General features: G+C 44.7%; 17 protein-coding genes. 8 read left to right on the top strand and 9 right to left on the bottom strand.

The features are described 5' to 3' along the window. Positions 1 to 220: 220 nt before the first annotated feature. From DSM107010_RS15370 to DSM107010_RS15405, 8 genes are all read left to right on the top strand, one after another. Complete coding sequence (locus DSM107010_RS15370; RefSeq protein WP_106167610.1) at positions 221 to 1,807, top strand: NAD(P)H-quinone oxidoreductase subunit N; 1,587 nt, start codon at positions 221 to 223, stop codon at positions 1,805 to 1,807. A 230-nt stretch (positions 1,808 to 2,037) separates the two neighbouring features. After that, positions 2,038 to 3,054 carry a phosphate acyltransferase PlsX gene (gene plsX, locus DSM107010_RS15375; RefSeq protein ID WP_015152785.1) on the top strand — a complete coding sequence of 339 codons (1,017 nt, stop codon included), beginning with the start codon at positions 2,038 to 2,040 and terminating at the stop codon, positions 3,052 to 3,054. Between the two features lie 90 nt (positions 3,055 to 3,144). Continuing rightward, a complete protein-coding gene (locus DSM107010_RS15380; RefSeq protein ID WP_106167609.1) occupies positions 3,145 to 4,137 on the top strand; it encodes a beta-ketoacyl-ACP synthase III in 993 nt (330 codons plus the stop codon). Between the two features lie 103 nt (positions 4,138 to 4,240). Next, positions 4,241 to 5,110, top strand: a complete 870-nt coding sequence (gene fabD / locus DSM107010_RS15385) for an ACP S-malonyltransferase (protein WP_106167608.1) — start codon at positions 4,241 to 4,243, stop codon at positions 5,108 to 5,110. 144 nt (positions 5,111 to 5,254) lie between these two features. After that, on the top strand, positions 5,255 to 5,893 hold the full coding sequence (locus DSM107010_RS15390) for a lysophospholipid acyltransferase family protein (protein ID WP_015152788.1): 639 nt from the start codon (positions 5,255 to 5,257) through the stop codon (positions 5,891 to 5,893). A 132-nt stretch (positions 5,894 to 6,025) separates the two neighbouring features. After that, entirely contained in the window at positions 6,026 to 6,322 is a 297-nt protein-coding gene (locus DSM107010_RS15395) for a DUF2288 domain-containing protein (protein ID WP_106167607.1), read from the top strand. A gap of 80 nt (positions 6,323 to 6,402) precedes the next feature. Continuing rightward, a complete protein-coding gene (locus DSM107010_RS15400) occupies positions 6,403 to 7,461 on the top strand; it encodes an AI-2E family transporter (RefSeq protein WP_015152790.1) in 1,059 nt (352 codons plus the stop codon). A 159-nt stretch (positions 7,462 to 7,620) separates the two neighbouring features. Further along, entirely contained in the window at positions 7,621 to 9,309 is a 1,689-nt protein-coding gene (locus DSM107010_RS15405) for a glycosyltransferase family 39 protein (protein WP_106167606.1), read from the top strand. Positions 9,310 to 9,349: 40 nt separating this feature from the next. On the opposite strand, the gene DSM107010_RS15410 is transcribed toward DSM107010_RS15405, so the two are convergent. The 9 genes from DSM107010_RS15410 to hepA all read right to left on the bottom strand — a co-directional run bounded on the left by DSM107010_RS15410 (position 9,350) and on the right by hepA (position 20,553). After that, on the bottom strand, positions 9,350 to 9,661 hold the full coding sequence (locus DSM107010_RS15410; RefSeq protein WP_127023315.1) for a hypothetical protein: 312 nt from the start codon (positions 9,659 to 9,661) through the stop codon (positions 9,350 to 9,352). A gap of 501 nt (positions 9,662 to 10,162) precedes the next feature. Next, positions 10,163 to 11,119, bottom strand: a complete 957-nt coding sequence (locus DSM107010_RS15415) for an NAD-dependent epimerase/dehydratase family protein (RefSeq protein WP_106167604.1) — start codon at positions 11,117 to 11,119, stop codon at positions 10,163 to 10,165. A gap of 174 nt (positions 11,120 to 11,293) precedes the next feature. After that, a complete protein-coding gene (locus DSM107010_RS15420) occupies positions 11,294 to 12,616 on the bottom strand; it encodes an NAD(P)H-dependent oxidoreductase (protein ID WP_015152794.1) in 1,323 nt (440 codons plus the stop codon). 283 nt (positions 12,617 to 12,899) lie between these two features. Next, positions 12,900 to 14,249, bottom strand: a complete 1,350-nt coding sequence (locus DSM107010_RS15425) for a GDSL-type esterase/lipase family protein (RefSeq protein ID WP_106168523.1) — start codon at positions 14,247 to 14,249, stop codon at positions 12,900 to 12,902. Between the two features lie 121 nt (positions 14,250 to 14,370). Then, positions 14,371 to 15,702, bottom strand: a complete 1,332-nt coding sequence (locus tag DSM107010_RS15430) for a GDSL-type esterase/lipase family protein (RefSeq protein ID WP_127023318.1) — start codon at positions 15,700 to 15,702, stop codon at positions 14,371 to 14,373. A 2-nt stretch (positions 15,703 to 15,704) separates the two neighbouring features. Beyond that, a complete protein-coding gene (gene rfbC, locus DSM107010_RS15435; RefSeq protein WP_106168525.1) occupies positions 15,705 to 16,253 on the bottom strand; it encodes a dTDP-4-dehydrorhamnose 3,5-epimerase in 549 nt (182 codons plus the stop codon). An 88-nt stretch (positions 16,254 to 16,341) separates the two neighbouring features. Beyond that, a complete protein-coding gene (locus DSM107010_RS42260; protein ID WP_106168526.1) occupies positions 16,342 to 17,091 on the bottom strand; it encodes an acyltransferase in 750 nt (249 codons plus the stop codon). Between the two features lie 190 nt (positions 17,092 to 17,281). Beyond that, complete coding sequence (locus DSM107010_RS15445; RefSeq protein ID WP_106168527.1) at positions 17,282 to 18,463, bottom strand: glycosyltransferase; 1,182 nt, start codon at positions 18,461 to 18,463, stop codon at positions 17,282 to 17,284. A 239-nt stretch (positions 18,464 to 18,702) separates the two neighbouring features. Beyond that, on the bottom strand, positions 18,703 to 20,553 hold the full coding sequence (hepA, locus tag DSM107010_RS15450; RefSeq protein WP_106168528.1) for a heterocyst formation ABC transporter subunit HepA: 1,851 nt from the start codon (positions 20,551 to 20,553) through the stop codon (positions 18,703 to 18,705). Between the last annotated feature and the right edge of the window lie 158 nt (positions 20,554 to 20,711).

Here is a 20,711-nt window from a genome sequence, read left to right on the forward strand (position 1 = left end):
AAATCAGCTATAAGAAATTTACAACGATCTGCATTAACTCGCCCTAATGTAACAAGTAAAACTTATCCTCTCAATCCCAGTTAACGCTAATATTAGCTGGGGTGGCGTGACCGAAAGGGGATCGGATTAAGAGAAAATAAAACTAACACAGTCAGTCCTGATGCTCAATGAGCGTACCTGATACATCGCAACTGATACATCGCAACTGAATACAAAGAGTATGGATTTAGCCAATCTTGCAACCCAGTTGAATGCTGGGACGATTTTGCCAGAGAGTATCGTCCTCGTTACTCTCATGGTGGTTTTAGTTGGTGACTTGATTGTGGGTCGTAGTTCCTCGCGCTGGGTTGCTTATGCAGCGATCGCAGGGCTGCTTGGTTCCATAATCGCTCTCTATTTTCAATGGGATATTGCCAATCCAATAGCTTTCTTAGGCGGCTTTAATGGTGATGACCTGAGCATAGTTTTTCGCGGTATTATCGCGCTGTCTGCCGCTGTCACCATTTTGATGTCAATTACCTACATCGAAAAAAGCGGTACTGCTTTGGCGGAGTTTCTCGTCATTTTGCTCACTGCTACTTTAGGCGGAATGTTCCTCTCTGGAGCAAACGAGCTGGTGATGATTTTTATCTCTCTAGAGTCTTTAAGTATTTCCTCTTACCTGCTGACGGGATACACCAAACGCGACCCCCGTTCTAACGAGGCGGCGCTGAAATACCTATTGATTGGTGCTTCCTCTACAGCCGTCTTCCTTTACGGCGTATCCCTACTCTACGGACTCTCGGGCGGACAAACTGAACTGAGCGCGATCGCCACTGGGATCGTCCAAGCTAACGCGGGTCAGTCTCTCGGTCTGGCGATCTCCCTCGTCTTCGTCATTGCGGGAATTGGCTTCAAAATCTCCGCTGCACCTTTCCACCAATGGACTCCAGACGTTTATGAAGGTGCGCCCACTCCAGTCATTGCTTTCTTATCTGTAGGTTCTAAAGCCGCTGGGTTTGCTCTTGCCATTCGCCTTCTTTCCACTGCTTTTCCCTTACTTTCTAGCGAGTGGAAGTTTGTCTTTACCGCCCTCGCTGTCCTGAGTATGATTTTGGGTAACGTCGTTGCTCTAGCTCAGACCAGCATGAAACGGATGTTGGCTTATTCTTCCATCGCCCAAGCCGGATTCGTCATGATTGGTTTAATTGCGGGTACAGAAGCAGGATACGCCAGTATGGTGTTTTACCTGTTGGTATATCTGTTCATGAACCTGGGCGGCTTCTGTTGCGTCGTTCTATTCTCCCTCCGCACCGGAACCGACCAAATTAGCGAATACTCAGGTTTATATCAAAAAGATCCCTTGCTGACTCTATGCCTCAGCATTTGCCTGCTGTCTTTGGGAGGTATTCCACCATTAGCCGGTTTCTTCGGCAAGATCTATTTATTCTGGGCTGGCTGGCAAGCTGGACAGTATGGATTGGTATTGCTAGGACTAATTACCACCGTAGTTTCAATTTACTACTACATCCGTGTCGTCAGGATGATGGTGGTCAAAGAACCGCAGGAAATGTCCGATGTGGTGAAAAACTATCCCGAAATCAACTGGACTTTATCAGGGATGCGTCCGCTACAAGTGGGTATCGTACTTTCTTTAATTGCGACATCTCTAGCTGGAATTCTCTCTAACCCACTATTTACCTTGGCAAATAATTCCATTGCCAATACGGCGATCCTGCAACCCATCATTATCAGCTCCGCAGGAGCGCAAAGCTTTGCACCAGTACCTAAAACTTCGCCACCAGTAAGTTTGACAGATCGGACTTAATTGCTTACCTTTTAGCAGGAGACAATTCAATTCGCAATTGGCGATTTGCAATTCGCAATTACTCCTGACTCTTATGGGCGGGTTCGAGCGAAGAATTATTTGTGCCAGTACAGATCTGCGAAAAAACCCGCCCCTACGACTTCCGCTCGCCGATCGCTTTGTACAGACGTTACATGTAACGTCTCTACTGATAACTGGTAAGATCTTTAAGGTTTCTGGAACTGTCATCAATGGGAAAGACTCGCGCACGAATCGCAATAGACGCTATGGGGGGAGACCATGCACCCGCCGAAATTGTTGCTGGTGCTCTGCGAGCAAGGGACGAATTAGGCGTAGAGGTCATACTGGTGGGCGATCGCCACTCTATTGAAGCCGTCTTGCCCGCTAATACTAATCTCGGTCAGCTAGAAATTGTCCCTGCCCAAGGGACGATAGAAATGCACGAGGAGCCTCTGAGTGGCATTAGGCGCAAGCCCAAAGCTTCGATTAACGTAGCAATGAATTTGGTCAAGCAACAACAGGCAGATGCCGTAGTCTCAGCCGGACACTCAGGTGCAGCAATGGCATCGGCATTATTACGTTTGGGAAGACTATCTGGAATCGATCGCCCAGCGATTGGAGCCGTGTTTCCCACAATCGTTGCTAGCAAGCAAGTTTTGATCCTAGATGTGGGTGCAAACGTCGATTGTCGCCCCAAGTTCTTAGAACAATTTGCGGTTATGGGGACGGTGTACAGCAAATACGTTCTAGGTATTCCCGAACCTAAAGTCGGTTTACTAAATATTGGCGAGGAAGAATCCAAAGGGAACGATCTTGCACTTCAAGCTTACCAATTGCTCCAAGCCAACCCTAAAGTTCCATTTGTCGGAAATGCCGAAGGGCGAGATATTCTCTCGGGTGATTTTGATGTAATCGTGTGCGATGGCTTTGCTGGTAACGTGCTGTTGAAATTTGCCGAAGCAGTGGGAGAAGTATTGCTGCAAATCCTGCGCGAAGAATTACCCCAAGGATTGCACGGTCAGTTAGGCGTATCGCTGTTGCGACCAAACCTGAAACGGATCAAGCAGCGGGTAGATCATGCCGAACATGGAGGCGGATTGCTTTTGGGTGTCGCAGGGATCTGCATTATCAGCCACGGTAGCTCTCAAGCGCCGTCGATTTTTAATGCCATTCGTCTGGCAAGAGAAGCAGTAGATAACGAAGTGCTAGAGCGAATTCAGGGTTCGGTAGCGATCGCGGAAGAATGAGGAGCGAGGAGCGAGGAGCGAGGAGCGAGGGAAAAGTTTAACCCCCTCACCCCTCACTCCTTACTCCTCGCCCCTTCTACAGGGAGAAGCATGGTACAACAATCAGGCGTAATTATTACAGGTAGCGGTTCTGCCACACCAGCAACCGTGTTGAATAACCAGAGTTTCAGTCAGCTGGTAGACACATCCGATGAGTGGATTAGGAGTCGCACGGGCATTGGTAGCAGGCGGCTAGCCACGACAGCGGAGTCTTTAAGCTCGATCGCCTCTGCTGCTGGACGAGAGGCGATCGCGATGGCAGGCATTACGCCAGCCGAGATCGATCTGATTCTTTTAGCAACCTCCAGCGCCGACGATCTGTTTGGGAGTGCTTGTCAAGTCCAAGCACGGCTGGGCGCGAGTAATGCTGTAGCCTTCGATCTGACCGCAGCTTGTTCGGGATTTGTGTTTGGTATGGTTACTGCTGCCCAATACATCCGCACGGGAGTCTATCAGAACGTTTTGCTGATTGGGGCAGATGTGCTATCTCGTTGGGTAGATTGGGAAGATCGGCGTACCTGCGTCCTCTTTGGCGATGGTGCGGGAGCTGTCGTGATGCAAGCAGACAAACGCGATCGCTTACTCGGATTTGAACTCAAAAGCGACGGTACGGAAAACCACTGTCTCAACCTCAGCTATCAGGGCAACCCGAAACAACTCATGGATGGCGTGGAAGTGACTCAAGGAACTTATCAACCCATCACCATGAACGGTAAAGAAGTCTATCGTTTTGCCGTGCAGAGAGTTCCAGAAGTCATTGACAAAGCCCTGTTTCGTGCCAATCTCACTGTTGACAACATCGATTGGTTGCTCCTACATCAAGCTAACCAGCGCATCCTCGATGCCGTAGCCGATCGCTTGAAAATTCCCGCCCATAAAGTTATTAGCAATCTCGCCCATTACGGCAACACCTCCGCCGCCTCCATTCCCCTCGCACTCGACGAAGCAGTCCGCCAAGGACAAGTGCAACCCAACCACATCATCGCCGCCTCTGGCTTTGGCGCAGGCTTGACTTGGGGAGCCGCCATTTTTCAATGGAAATAGGTGAATCAGTTATCAGTGACCAGTTATCAGTGGCTAGTGGCTGGTGACTGGTGACTAGCCACTAACCACGAGCCACCAGCCACTCACAAATGACAAATGACAAATGACTAAAACAGCATGGGTATTTCCAGGGCAAGGTTCGCAAGCAACTGGCATGGGGATGGATTTGTTAGAAATCGATTATGCCAAAGATAAGTTTGCCCAGGCAGAAGAAATTTTAGGTTGGTCTGTTGTTGAAATTTGCCAAAGCGAAGATGATAGCCTGTCGCGCACGCTCTACACCCAGCCTTGTATGTACGTTGTAGAATCTATTCTTGCTGACTTGTTACGACAACAAGGACGACAACCAGACTTAGTAGCAGGTCATAGCTTAGGAGAATATGCTGCTCTCTACGTTGCTGGCGTGTTTGATTGGTCGTCGGGATTACGCCTAATTAAACGCCGTGCCGAACTGATGGACAGCGTTTCTGGTGGGATGATGGCGGCTTTAATTGGTTTCGATCGCATCCAGCTAGAAACTCAACTGCAACAAATGTCTGATGTTGTCCTGGCAAACGATAATAGCCCAGCTCAGGTCGTAATTTCTGGCACTCCCACTGCCGTGCAAGAGTTGATTGCTAACATCAAAACAAAACGGGCTATGCCCTTGAAAGTATCGGGAGCTTTTCACTCGCCATTTATGGCAGCAGCTGCTAGCGAGTTTCAACAAGTATTAGAAACCGTAAGCTTTAACACGGCAACAATTCCAGTTTTATCGAACGTGGAACCAGTGCCAACTGTAGATGCGGCGATTTTAAAAGATCGCCTGGCACGCCAGATGACAGGTGGAGTTCGTTGGCGCGAGACAGTTCAACGCTTTGTAGAAGCAGGCGTGCAACAGGTAGTAGAAATTGGTCCAGGTAACGTCCTGACCGGATTAATCAAGCGGACTTCTCCTGACTTAGGTTTAGAAAATATTAGTGGTAAGTCGTAAGTTGACAGTTATCAGTGACTGGTGGCTAGTGGCTAGTGGCTAGTGGCTAGTGGCTAGAACTGCTTCCTTGTCCCCCTTGTCCTCCTTGTCCCCCGATTCCCGACTCCCGATTCCCGACTCCCGCCTCCCGACTACCGATTCCCCATGCCAAGAGAACGCGAACCATTTGCCAGTCTGCTGCTGTACTACCTATTTAAATATTCGGTCGTCAGTCCGATGCTGCACGCTTATTTTCGGGGACGCATTTTTGGCGCGGAAAATGTCCCCCAAAAGGGATCGTTGGTGGTAGTGAGCAATCATGCTAGTTACTTCGATCCGCCACTGCTCTCGGCTTGTATGAGACGACCAGTGGCTTACATGGCAAAAGAAGAGTTGTTTGACGTTCCGGTTTTGAAGCAAGCAATTGAGTTGTACGGTGCTTATCCAGTCAGTCGCGGGGCGGGCGATCGCAAGGCTATTCGTGCTGCACTAAAATGTTTAGAAGCAGGCTGGGCAATTGGCGTGTATTTAGAGGGAAAGCGCACGCCTGACGGACGCATTACCGATCCCAAACGCGGAGCCGCATTACTCGCTGCCAAAGCTCAAGCTCCACTTTTACCCGTCAGCCTGTGGGGAACTGAAAAAATTTTAATGAAAGGTTCTGCCGTTCCCCGTCCCGTCCCCATCACCGTAAGAATTGGCGAAGTCATTCCCCCTCCTACTTCCACTGATAAGGAAGAATTACAAGCCATCACGCGACAGTGTGCTGCCGTGATTACTACGCTACACGAATTGGGAAGATAATCAGTTATCAGTGGCTAGTAGCTGGTGGCTAGTGGCTGGATTCTTTATCTAGTCACCAGTCACTAGCCGCTAGCCACTCACTGCTACCTCATAAACGATAAACTGTAAAAATATTGTCATAACTTCAGATTGATGGAAGATTTAAGAACAGAACTGGCAGAAAGTTTAGATAGAGCTGAGTGGGAGTGGTTAATTCCTCATGCGATGCGAGATGCATTGGTAGTTGTTGCACCACAGCTCGATATTCTTGATGTTGGAGTGGCGATCGCGAATGATAACGTAACTGCGGTACAACATTGGATCGGTGAAGCATTGATTGCTAAGCCTTCTAATCATCAACTTTCTGATTGGAATAGCGATCGCGCTAAGCAGTTCAATACTTTGATCGTCCAGCCATACGTCCTCGTACAAGAGCTATCTGCTGCTTGAGGTAGGTGATTATTTCCAGCAGCTACCGTATGCTGTATTCCTAGCTGGAAACCTATGTTAAGCAAATAGCGATCGTACTTATGAAGCCAGATATGCAGGAACCACCGAATTTTTGGGAACGTTTAAATAATTTGGTATTGGTGCGTTTCTTGCTATTTTTTCTTTCTGGTTGGGCTTCTATCTTGCTGCTGAAATATTTCGAGGATGTTATTGCAATCTTCTCATTTGCTGCGATTTTAGCGTTTTTGCTCAGCTATCCCGTACAGTGGTTGCAAAAATACTTGCCTCGCTATGTAGCAGTTGCTATAGTTTTTCTGGTGAGTTTAGTATTAATTATTGCGCTCACAATTACTGTTGGTTTATCCTTAGTATCTCAAGCACAACAGCTAATTAATAGTATTACAGCTTTTTTAAACTCTTTAATTCCATTGGTAGAAAACCTAGAGGTCTTTCTACGCAATCGTAACATTATAGTCGATCTAAATGCAATTCAACAGCAGTTGCAAAATCAAATTCTCTCAGGACTGAGTGTAGGTTTAACTTATAGTTTTTCTACTATTCAAATATTTTTTACTAATTTTCTCAATTTAATTCTGATTGCGGTAGTTTCCTTTTTTATGCTGCTCGACGGTCAACGGCTTTGGAGCCTAATCTTAAAGTCTGTACCGAAAAATCGGCGGGCAAGATTTGAACTTATTGTGAAGCGGAAATTTTCTGGTTTCGTACAAGGTCAACTCATTTTAATGTTATTCTTAACGACTTCTAGCTTTATAGTTTTCTTAGTATTAAATGTACCTTTTCCTTTAATTTTAGCAGCAATTGTAGGGGTATTTGATGCAATTCCTGGGATTGGAGCAACTTTAGGAGTTGGAATTATTTTTCTAATTGTTTTATCTCAAAATGTCTGGCTGGCATTAAAAGTATTAGCTGCTTGTATTATTTTGCAGCAGATTCAAGATAATTTAATTTCTCCTAGAGTGATGCAAGGTTCTTTAAACGTTAATCCAGTCGTCATCTTTTTTGCTTTATTAGTAGGAGCAAGAGTAGCAGGATTATTAGGTGTTTTTCTAGCTATTCCGATTGCTAGCGTGATTGTCAGTTTGTTTGAAATTGATGAAATGAAAGCAGAAGTGTCTTGAATGTCATTGGTCATGGGTCATTTGTCATTTGTGACGAGTTTTTATCGTAGGATGGGCATCGTCCACGCTACCAGTAACATAAAGATTTTTAAACTAGGGGATGTGACAACATGAAACCATACGTCTTTAGATGAAAATCTAATATATAACGGTTTTTTAATGCATCGTTCCCTCACTAGCAAAAATTCCACTTGGTTGCAGAGGTTTCTCGTAGCTATTTTAGTTTTAGGTATATTTTTTCGCTTAATTAACCTCGATCGCAAAGTTTACTGGTTTGACGAAGGCTTTACTTCTTTAAGAGTTGGCGGTTATGTGATTCGAGAAGTCGTACAGCAGACTTTTAACGGGAACATTATTGATGTTAACGAATTTCGGCAATATTTAAGTCCAAATCACAACCGCAATTGGCTAGATACGATCGAATCGTTAGCAATAGAAGATCCACAACATCCACCACTTTATTATTTAATGTTGCGTCAGTGGATGCAATGGTTTGGTAATTCGGTGACAGCTATCCGCAGTTTGTCGGCTGTTACTAGCTTACTTGTATTTCCTTGCATCTATTGGCTGTGCCGAGAATTATTTCCATTATCGCCCTTAACGGGATGGATGGCGATCGCTCTAGTGGCTATTTCTCCATTTCACGTCCTCTATGCTCAAGAAGCGCGACAGTATAGTTTATGGACTGTGACAATCTTACTTTCTAGTGCTGCTTTATTACAAGCAAAGCGCTCCTACAGTCGGTTGAATTGGGGAATTTACGCGATCGCGATCGCATCTGCTCTATATACATTTTTATTTTCTGCTTTTGTAGCGATCGCGCACGGAATTTATATATTTGTAAGTGAAAATTCGAGTCGAAGGTGGCGCTGGACAAACACAGTTCGAGCTTATTTATTTGCGACAAGTATAGCATTAGCAATCTTCACCCCTTGGATCGCGATCGCCATTCGTAACTATGGCAGATTGCGAGATTCAACGAACTGGATATCAGCAGCTAAAATATCTGCTTGTCAGCTAGTCTATTCGTGGGGAAATACGGTAAAACTAATTTTTTTCAATGTCACTAATTTAGACTTTTTAATCTTGCCATTGACTCTGATTTTAGTCGGATATGCAGCCTATTTCACCTATCGGTTTTCCGAACGTAAAGTTTGGTTGTTTCTGTTCACTCTACTTGGAGGTACAGCCTTATGTCTGGCAATTCCAGACTTTATCACTCAGGGACAAAGAACGCTACAAGCTCGATTTTTAATTCCCTGCTATCTCAGCATTCAAATTGCTGTTGCTTATCTTTTTACTACTAAAATTGCTTCCCCCCATTTTCCTCAATGGCAAAGAAAAATGTGGTTATGGATAGCGATCGCTGTCTTCACAGGTGGGATATTTTCTTCTACTAAAATTGCTTACTCAGAAACTGCATGGAATAAAGGTAAAAATCAAAACGATCTTGAAATTGCTCGAATTATCAATCAGGCTGCTCGTCCGCTAGTCGTTGTCAGTAATTATCAATCTCTGTACGATTGTAATGCTACTTATTTATTTTCTTTTAGCCATTTTCTAAATCCAAACGTTAAGCTTTTGCTAGTCAATCAAAAAAATATTGAAATCGATGCAGAGCAATTCAGTAATGTATTTTTATATAATCCCTGCGGTTTGACAGATTTTAAATCTAGCTTTGCCAGGGAGTTTTTAGCGCTGATAGCTCAGCTTAAAACAGAGCAAAATTATATAATAGAGCCAATAAATGTCGAACAGTCTAATGTTATTTGGTCATTAAAATCCGTGCAACGAACTATAGAGGGCGCACAGCCGTGCGCCCCCTACAAATGTATTTTACCTGCATAAGAAACGCTATAGTTACAGCCCTTCTTAAAAGATTCAGCCCCTAAATTTGACTTTTAACCTTGTAATCTGTTCTCAAAACTTCCGAATAGCCAGTTGTTAATTTTGCTGTATTGATTGTCTGTTGTTTTGTAGCTTTTGGCATGTTGAAAAAAAAGTTTGTGAAAAGCCTAAAGCAGTAAATAGGAATTAGCAAAACCCAGAAAATAGTTGCTACAATTAAAATTGTAAAAGCTAAAAATCTATCTTCCACTGAAGGATTGGGCTGGCGATGAAAGAAGGTCATCCAATTCATCAAAAAGTAGCAACTGCCAGCTAAGAAAATGCAAATCGATGCTGCAATGATAGTGTTCATGCCAAATTCCACGGTTTTAGGTTAAACAGCAGTCACAAATAGTTCTTGAGATTTGCTATTTTGACGGTCATGCGTCATTTGCTAATTGCTCATATATTTCTCATCAGGGCTTTTCAGCTTAAATGAGACGTTAGACTTAGCAATCTGAGATAACTTGAAAATCGCTAGCAATCGCGTTATTGAATACACGTCATCGGCTTTTTATATTGTTTTTATTATTACTAACAACAATCGAGCGATAACTCTCCTTGCAAACAGTTTATGACATATGAAGTTGCGATCGACTCAAATTAACTTCAAATTAACTATTTTATGATTTGGCAGCAACCGCAAATTTGCCGATCGGTGAAATTATCTATATTTGTAATCGGGTGAAATTACGGAAAATCTAAAATTTTTAGAAAGATTGCTGAAAATTGACATGTGTGAACTCAGGGAATAACCGTAAGGGAGCAGAAAGATAGAAATACTCGCTACTCCTTCACGAAAACCCTCATTGCTTTAGGCTATTGACACAGTATGGAAAAGATGGTTTTCTGACCGATGGTAGGGCGATCGCGTCAATGTAAAGTGACTTTGGATCGAATCGGTAAGAGTAAAGAAATTTAATAATTGTTCCGCACCTTGCCGAGGATTCCAACCACATTGAAAATCAGGGAAAAACTGATGAATCTTGTCAAAAGTCATAAATAGACCGCGATCGCCAAAACCATGATGCCCAAAGCTAAAATTCTCAACTTGAAAAACTTCTGCTACCATAGCAGCAATTTCTATCAGTTGATAGTTATGATTTGTATCACCAACATTAAAAATTTGTTGATGAACCAGAGGACGCGGTGCTTGGAGAATGCAATTGATAATTTGGCAGATATCTAGAACGTGGACGACAGGACACCAAGATAGACCCTTGCCAGGAATATTAATCTTGTTAGCCGTCCAAGCTAATCCTGCCATATTGTTGAGAACGACATCAAAGCGAATGCGGGGAGAAGCACCGAAAGCTATTGCCGGACGGAGAATTGTCGGCGAGAATTCTGCCGAGGCGATCGTCAATAGATCGCTTTCAATCGCAGCTTTACAAGTAGCAGAAGGAGTTTGAGGACGAACAGGAGATTCTTCCGTAACGTATTCTTCCTCACCCGCACCATAAACGCTACAGGACGACAGATAAATAAAGCGACTGACTCCAGCAGCTTTGGCTAAGTTTGCCAAGTGCATAGCATCTCTGTAGTGGATGTTACAGGCGATCTGCGGATGCAAGGCTGGATTCCCGCAGATTTCTCCTGTATGTATCACTGCGTCGAAATTTTGCAAGTCGGTGACTGCTAGCTGAATCAAAGATAAAGCAGCGCCAGCGTTTGCTTGACTGACGCTAATCACCTCATGACCTTGTTGTGTGAAGCAGGCAACAACAAGTGAACCTACATATCCTTCAGGATCGGTAACGAGTATTTTCATTATTTTCCGATAGCACCCTTGAATATCAGTTATCAGTTGTCAGTGACTAGGGACTGGTGACTCGTGGCTAGACTGAAACAACTATCTAGCCGCCAGTGGCTAGTGACTAGTGACTCGTGGCTAGACTGAAACAACTATCTAGCCGCCAGCCACTAGCCACTAGCCACTTCATAATCATGCGACTGCTACAGGAGATTTTGCGGTTGGCTGAATGCCGAAATATGCTTCTTGTTCTGCCCGTAATTGGTCGCACAGTCTACCTGTGGGGAGTTCTACATCGTCGTAAGTGAGAACTTTATCTTTTGGCAAATCTCGCTTCAAGCGACAACCAACAGCCAAACCCATCGGTAAAAGATTTTGCGATCGCACCACGTCGGCATTTTCGCATTGTCCGTAAGTCATGTACTCGCCAATCCCATCGAGAGTTTCTCCAGCTTTGAGGTCGATCTTGGCAGTGGTAACAACTTCGACTACAGCACCAGCAATCGGAGCCATAACAGGATCTTGACATAAAACCGCCCGCGCTACTGACAAGGGAACTTCAAAGTGGCAGAGATGGTAGGGAGTGTAAAAACTGTAGAGAGGACCTTCACCCAACTTGTAGAGATTGAGATAGTGTCTCTGCTTCGGGTCGTCGTGGGTTCCAAAGACATATACCCCTGGACCGGGTTTAGCACCAACGGCATAATCGACGATCCCACCTAATGCTTTTAATTGGTCGAGATCGTATTTATTGGTCATTTCGTCTACATGACCGTCGTGATAGTAGCCCAACATCCCGCGCTGGGCAACTTGCATACCTGTAGCGTTAGCTACGATCGCCTGCTCGAAAGAAATCTTGGTTCCATCAGCAAAACTCGTTACCATACAAGGGTTTTGTCCCCAACGCTGCGCAAAACCAGCTTGGGTGGTAGGATTGCGGTAAGGGTCTTGCAGTCCCTTAATATTGCCGCAAACTAGCGGAGTTAAACCAATACTCTTGACAAAACGGTAAAGATTCATCTGCACGCCTGGTTGGTCGCCATCGCAAGCAGATAAGATAACCCCAGCGCGATCGGCATAGACTTTGAGAATAGGACCGATCGTCCCGTCGAGTTCCGCATTCATCATAATTACATGCTTGCGGTGGGCGATCGCCTTCATGACGACATGCGCCCCAAATTCTACCGCGCCCGTGACTTCAATCAAAGCATCAATGCCCGTAGCTTGACACAACAGCATTGCGTCATCTGTGACGGCATACTGTCCGGCGGCGATCGCTGCTTCTAAGCCAGATACAGTTTGGACGGCTTTTGCGTCATCTATTCCCGCTTCCCGATAAGCACGCATGGCTTTATCGACATCGCGGTTAAAAATCGCCACCAGTTCCATACCTGGGACGGAATTGATAATTTGGTTGGCAATACCTCGTCCCATAAAGCCAGCACCAATCATCCCCACCCGAACGGGGTTACCTGCTTCTGCCCGTGCTTGTAAAGCGCGATCGACAATGATCATGATGTATGTTCCTTGATAGTGAGTCGTGAAGGGGCGCACAGCCGTGCGCCCGAGTCGTAAGTAGGGGCGCGCAGCCGTGCGCCCGAGCTGTTTATGTCATGCCATCACAACGATGGAATACAGTACCTCAATTGGAGAATGAATCTAACATTCACTGAAAGCACTTTTGGGGTTATGGTTCCGAGATAATCTAACTTTAATGCTCTAGCATCGTTAAGGGTAGAAAAGCGAAAGAGGGACAAAAAGCCCCTCCTGTAAGAGTTTTACTCAGCGATCGCCTCAATTACGCCACTATACTAATTTGAGTTGGATTTAGGTTAGGCAAGCCGCTGAACTGAGCTATGGTGACAGCTGAGTTCGCACCAATGCCATCCACATCAAAACTCAATATCCCCGTAGCGGTATCGTATAAAAAGTTAGCATTATTGCCGAGAGATTGGGGATTGTTACCACTAACAAACGTGCCAGTAGCAGCAGCAGTCAAACTTAACATTACCCCAGCTGTTAAACCACCACCGAAACCGCTAGCAGAGAATTGAATTAAATCGTCGGTGGCGTTAAAGTCAGTAATCGTATCGCCGCCATCTGTATAGGAGCGATACACGAAGACATCTCTCCCACCGCCACCAGTTAGCACATCCGCCCCAGCGTCACCCGCGATCGCATTTCCCACCGCATTCCCGATCAGCGTGTCATTGTAGCTAGAGCCGTCAATGTATTCGATATTAACGAGCGTGTCGCGATCGATAGCGAACGTGCCTTGGCTTATACCTAAATCTTGTAGGGCTTCGTACCATAAACTAGCAATCTTACTGTAACCCGTCGTAGTAGGATGCAGCCCGTTATCATCTGGAGGTCTAGAAATCTCGTCCGTCGTCAGAGAACTCATATCGACGAACTTAACTTTTTTGCCCTCTGCTAGCTTTTGCTCTACAATCCCAGGAATGGCAGCATTGTACTCCGCTATCTTTTGTACCCGTTCCTGATTGTTAGTTGGGGGAATGGTGGCTACAAATACATAAGTATCTGGGGAATACTGGACGATTTTGTCAATTAAATTGCTCAGTTCTTGGGACATTTGCCCTACAGAATCTCCGTAGGTGTCATTTGTGCCAATTGTTAATAGAACAACATCTGGTTGGGCAGTATTCAGCCACTCATTAACTTTGCCGTCGATCTGGTCGATCGTCCAGCCACTATGTCCTTCATGGTCTTTATCGCGGAGAGTTGTAGGTCCATTAGACAGGGAACCAACAAAATCTATACTAATTCCATTAGCCTGCAATAACTCCGACAACTTCAGGCGATAGCCGCCTGAATCAGGATTGACATCACTGACAAAACCATAAGTAATTGAGTCACCCAGGGGCATTAACTTGGCTGTGCGCGTCGCTATGCCTGCATTGAGGTCAACAGTAACACCACTGGTAGCGTTGAAATAACTAACCGTGTCGATCCCCGCGCCACCATCTAAAGCGTCTTTGCCCGTACCACCAATTAAAATGTCATTGCCAGTTCCTCCAACCAGCGTGTCATCGCCTTCCCAGCCATAGATGATACTGTCCTGGGCATTGCCTTGTAAATTGTCAGCAGTTTTAGTACCAAATATTTCCGGCAAAACTCTACTCCCCACACTTACTGGTTGACTGTTCTATCCGCACAATTACACCTATAGATAGATGTAACAGCTAGATAGCTACAGAATCAACACGGCGAAGAGTATTTCCGCACGTTATGCTTTAGTTTTACCGAAATTAAGCAATAATTTGGATTTGCTGCCAATTCAAACTAGGTAAGCTCCTGAGTCTGGCTATGGTAATAGCTGCATCAATCCCAACTCCATCTTGGTCAAAACTCAGGATGCCCGTGGCAGTATTGTAGAGAAAGTTGGCGCTTGTACCCAGAGCGAAGGGATTATCGCTGCTGACAAAAACACCTGTTGCTGCTTCTGTCAAGCTCAAAGGCGTACCTGCAATTAAGCCACCACCAAAATTAGCAGCAGAGAATTGAAAAAAGTCATCTGTACCAAAATCGGTAATGGTGTCGCTACCATGATGAGACGAGCGATAGATAAAGGTATCTATACCCCCACCTCCAGTTAGAATATCCCTACTTGCACCACCTTCTAGGACGTTGTTACTAACATTGCCTAATAATTTATCCCTATAAGCCGTACCTATAACGTTTTCGACACTGCTTATGGTGTCACGCTCCACGATCGCGTTATACCATTTATTCCCAATTTTTTTGTAGCCTTGAGAACTGGGGTGAACGCCATCTGACCCGAGATCGTCAATGGTTAAACTACCCTCTGCATCTACAAAAGCGACTTTTTTACCTTGGCTAACTTTATTGTTAACCAGTTGAGGAAGCAGAGCGTTAAAGTCTTCAGCGTTTTCTGCTGCTTCTGGTTTCACACCTTTAGATCCATTTGGCTCGATCGGTGCAATGGAGGAAACAAAAATCTGCGTGTTGGGTGACTGTTGCGCAATGCGATCGATCAGGCGGCTCAGATCGCCATACATTTCATTGACAGAACTCGATCCCGTATCGTTCGTGCCAATTGTTAACAGAATAATGTGCGGCTGATAGGTCTTGAGTATACCCGTGTCGAGTAAAGCAGAAATCTCATCAGTCGTCCACCCGCCATGTCCCTCATGGTCTTTATCGCCAAGACTGCTAGGTCCATTGGATAGCGAACCCACAAAATCTATGCTCAAACCATCCGCGACAAAATTTTGCCACAACTGAATCCGGTAGGCTCCTGGGGTCGGTTCGACACGGTGTCCGCCTGCGGTTTTAGAATCGCCAAGAGGCATAATTCTCGGCGTTCCTGACGTTCCGTAGATCGGCGCTAAAATAACACCTCGATTGAGATCGGCTACAATCCCCCTGGTGGATTGGCTGTAGTCTACGGTATCGATACCGTCACCGCCAATCAGACGGTCTTTACCCTTACCTCCGATGAGAATATCGTTACCTGCTCCACCATCAATAGTATCGTCACCCCCAGCCCCATTGATGATGTCATTTTGGCGATCGCCACGCAAAATTTCGGTAGCTTCAGTACCGTTAATCGCGCTCAACTCTAGACTCCTACACTCACGGGTTCTAATAGTAAAGACCAAGTTGCATCCTTAGGCGAAATCTCGGTCACAGGTAAGCGCCACTCGATTGCCAGTGCCGGATCGTTGTAGCGCAGTCCTTTTTCGTAACCTGGAGTGTAAAACTCGCTCACTTGATACACGACTTCAGCATTAGGCGTGAGGGTTTGATAGCCATGAGCAAACAAATCCGGTACGTATAAAGCTCTGCGATTCTCTGCCGAGAGTTCTACGCCAATATGTGACAAATATGTCGGAGAATCAGGACGCATATCGATAATTACGTCATAAATTGCACCTTGAGTACACCGGACTAACTTAGTTTCTGTAGCTGGGGGAGTTTGATAGTGCATCCCCCTGAGCGTGCCTTTTTTGTGGTTAAAAGACAAATTACATTGAGCGACAGTTGGCTTTAATCCGTGGTCGATAAATTCCTTCATGCAAAAAGTTCGAGCAAAAAAACCTCTATGATCGACTCGCTCATCTAAGTCAATAATGAATGCGCCTTTGAGTTTTGTTTCGATAAATTTCATGAATTTCTCCAAAAAAATTGCAATGAATGTCTATAACTAAACCCGAGCTCTCCGTCCTCATCTTGAGATTTAAAGCAGTGCTTTATCTCTACAATTTGTTGTCAGCATCATGTCGTTGACAAATTACCTTAGCAGGTACACCCACTGCCACAGAGTAAGGTGGAATATCTTTAGTTACCACAGCTCCTGCTCCAATGACACTTCCTCTACCAATGGTTACTCCATCAACAACTCTGACTCCACTACCCAGCCAGCAATCATCCTCAATGACAATTCCCTTTTCTTTGTAAATAATTCCTTGTCCTCTGATGGGACGAGTGCAATCCGAAAAATTATGATTGCCAGCATAAATTCCGCCATGAGAAGCAATCAAACAGTTGTTGCCAATGCTGATAGATTTACCAGACAAACAGGTATAGGGACCGATGTGAGTATTTGCGCCAATCTCAATCGTACCCATATGATGAACTTTGATATCAACTCCACGTTCAATTAATGTCCCATCTCCGATCCGAATTCTGCTGTTGTGAGCGGAGCTTTTTAAGCGAACGCCAGACTCAAGGGTAACCGAATCTCCAATCCAGATTTTGCTCGTTTTCCCGACGTTTTTTAAGATAACTCCAGACTCAATCGTAGTTCTATTTCCAATTTCGATTCCATGAGGACGTAGAAGTTGAACGCCTCGATGAATTTGAACAGATGTACCTAATCGCGCAAAGATAGTGCGATAGAGCGGCATTTTTAAAATCGAAAATGGAATCCATTCTATTAATTTAGTTGCTAAAGCTTCTTTCCTATAGAGCCACTTTGAAAAAGATAGATCGTTGACGAAATCCATGATTCTGTATCTCTCTACTGAGTTCTAGTTTGCCTAATTTTCCCATTCAATCTTTCACTATTGAATTTTTTGTTTCCTGACAGCGCGTTTATGATTGGAATAGCTGGTGAAAAATTCTATAACTTGGCTTCAAGATACTACATAACTCTTTAATTTTAGGCAAAGAAGCATTGACAAACGAACGCTTAATTTAATTAAGTGCAGCCCGACCAGTTGTTAATCCTCCACTTTCAGAATTTTGAGTTTCTTTCGGTGACAACTTAGGAGTAGCCTTGCTTAATACCTGTTTCAAGACTTCTTGATACCGCACAGCATTGAATGTGTTTGTAACTTTTTGACGACTCTGTTCCCAGTCCACAGGATAAACTACACCGTGAATAATATTTAAAATTGACATGACAATAGAGTCAGCCGAAGGTTCGCACGTCCAAAAGTCTACTTCAGGGTCAAAAAATTCGGTCAAGGCAGGAGCATTCATAGTTAAAATTGGAAGTCTCATAGCAAGAGCTTCATTCAATTTATTTGGGAGAGCATGGCGTGCTGCATCTCCATCTCCGAAGATACCTAATGCTAGATCGCAGTTCTCGACTAAATATTTAGGTAAAGAGCCATCAGCAAAGTTGAGATCTTTTCTGAGAAAAACACAATCTTCAAGATTGGCTTGCTGAATCTTCTCAGCATAAGTGGAAAAAATAGGTCGGTCTACACCAAATAAATTGCAAGTAAACTTAACTTCTTTTTCCTTTAAAGTTTGCATTGCTTGCAAAATTTTGTCTATGCCGTGCAGAGGAATAAACGTTCCCCACCAGCAAATTCTAAGTACGCCATCCTGCATAAAACTTCTTTGATGCAGTAGCGTGGTAGAAGTATTGCAGTTAGGAGCGATAAAAACCTTACTGCGATCGACCTGAATGTCGAGTAGTTTTTCCCAATATACTAATTCGTAATCGGCACTATGGATCAAATAATCCGATTTAGTAAGAGCCAAAATATCGAGTTCCTTAAATGTTTTAGCTTTTCGATCGTCAACTTCAATCATCTTGTATTCTTTTACATAATTGTCGTAAAGCGAGATATGCATTTCTACGATTAATTTTTTACGCAGCAGCTTAGTAACCCAAAGAACATTTTTGATATAAATGGTATTTTTGGGCAGCAAATATATCACATCGGCAAAGATAGCCTTAATAAAAAAGTCGATCCAAGAAAATAGAGTTAAGAACTTGTTGCTCGTCCAATAAAAGTCGGGATTAAATTGAGCAATACAATATTGCGATCGCTGAAGTAGATCGATTAAGACCTTGGAACGATAATTGACCGGAAAAGATTTTCCATATAGTAGAATTTTGATTGCCCTTGTGTTAGTTGACACAGTTGTTTCAGTCCTGAGTTGAAATAGAGTGTAGGGTGTGAGGGAAAGAGAGCTGAGGGAGCAACTACCAATTACCAAGTAACGCTTCGGTGCAACTTTCTCTTGTCCCCCCCTTTCATAAGGGGGGTCAGGGGGGATCTCTTCTTCAGTAGTGCAGTTGAAGATCCCCCAACCCCCTTCAAAAGAGGGCTAAGAAAAAAGTCGCATATGGGGTAATTACCAATTACCAAAATCTGGTGTTAGCTCATCTGACTGACTTCATGTTGCATTTGGTGATACTTCCAGAGATTGCCGCGCTGTTGCAGCAACTCTTGATAAGTTCCTTGTTCGAGAATTCGTCCTTGTTCTAGCACGACAACCTTATCGGCGCGAACGATAGTTGAAAGCCTGTGAGCGATCGCAATCACCGTGCGCCCTTGAGATAGCTTTTCTAATGACTCTTGAATCAGCCGCTCGGAAACGGAGTCTAAAGCGCTCGTCGCCTCATCTAAAATCAAAATATCTGGGTCGCGTAACAAGGCACGGGCGATCGCCAATCGCTGGCGCTGACCCCCAGATAATCGTACCCCCCGTTCTCCTAGTTGAGTATCAAAGCCTTCAGGTAGTTTATGGATAAATTCCAGCGCGTTAGCGAGTCGAGCCGCTTCCCACACCGCATCTTCGTCTACCTCTTCTAAAGCGTAGGCAATATTGTCTCGCACAGAAGCATTGAAGATAAATGTATCCTGACTGACTACAGCTAGCTTGCGACGCAGCGATTTAATGTCATAATTTTGCAGATCGATACCGTCAATGAAAATTTGTCCTTGGGTTGGGTCGTAAAATCGCGGAATTAAATCTGCCAACGTCGTTTTGCCAGCACCAGAAGATCCAACTAATGCCGTCATCTCACCACGGTTAATTGTCAGCTTGATGTTATGCAATACTGAATGTTGCTTGTCGTACCCAAAATCTACAGACACAAACTCAATTGCTCGCTGTAACTTGGAAAACTGAAGTTTGCCATTGCGTAAATAGGTTTTGTTATCAGTCCGCAATAGCTCTTTAATATTGCTGAACGATCCCTGAAAACTACTGAACTTCGCCCTGGCTCCATCTAATTGACGGCGAATTGGCATTAGACGTAACAAGACAAACAGAAATGTCAGCAAACCTGCTGGTTGCAGTTGTCCGTTTGGGATTAAGACAGCAAATGCTAAGAACAAAATGCCAAACAGGATAAAAGTAGCTATCCCTTCCGAGACAGGTTCTACTAACGCTTGGGCAGCTCTAGATTTAGTACTAGCTTGCAATAGTTGCAAACTCGCATCGTGAAATCGCTTGCGCTCGAAGTCTTGGGCAGCGAAAGCTTGAACGGTGCGAATTCCATTGATAAATTCCAACGCTACTGAAACATACCAGCGTCGAGCCTTTGTGGTAGCAAAACTCGCTTCTCGGATCTGCCCTAATAGACTGGTTATCCCCACCGATAGTAAGCCGAACAGCATGGCTGTAATTGCCGTCAGCTGCCAGGACAGCATGAACATGGAGATCGTATATGCGATGAGAGTCGAACCCCGCGTGAAAAAAGTAGCCAGGACATCAAAAGCCAGCGTAATTTGATTGACTTCGCTCGTCAGGCTGTTAACTAAATTTCCCGCACGGGTCTTGGTGAAAAAACTCAAGCTGAGTGCTTGCAACTGCTCGAAAACTTGCAAGCTTAACCGATATCCTAAAGTATACTGAGCCGTAAAAACGTAAAGCCGTCCTAAGTACGTCAAGCCCAACCGTAGTAGAGTTGTGAGCAGAACTAAAGCAGACGAGCGGAAGAGTCGCTCGCTGGTAGAAGCATTGACCGCTAAAATCCACACATCAAACCAGCTCACCCCAGTTTGAATTGGTTTGGCGTTGGGATTGAGTACGCTATGTAAGACAGCTAAGATAAACCCAACTCCAAAGCCCTCCAATACTGCCGCTGACAAGGTGAAAACTGCTGCCAGAATTGCAATTTGTCGAAAGTGCTTGAACTCGCGCAGGATAAAATAATATTCTTTCCAAAAGCTCGTAGCTACTAGAAAATTGCGAACTGGCGTGGGAAGTTTGATGTGCATGTGCTTTCTAGATATATGATTTCTAGATATTGGTTGCGAATGAGCGATCGCCAAATATGCGTGATAAATGGGGTGTGGAGTTTAGGGTTTAGGGTGTGGGGTTCAATTGTGACTGGTGACTGGTGGCTGGTGGGTGATGGAACCAGAATTGTCCCCCT

The sequence above is a fragment of the Chroococcidiopsis cubana SAG 39.79 genome (assembly GCF_003991895.1).
Classification (GTDB): domain Bacteria; phylum Cyanobacteriota; class Cyanobacteriia; order Cyanobacteriales; family Chroococcidiopsidaceae; genus Chroococcidiopsis; species Chroococcidiopsis thermalis.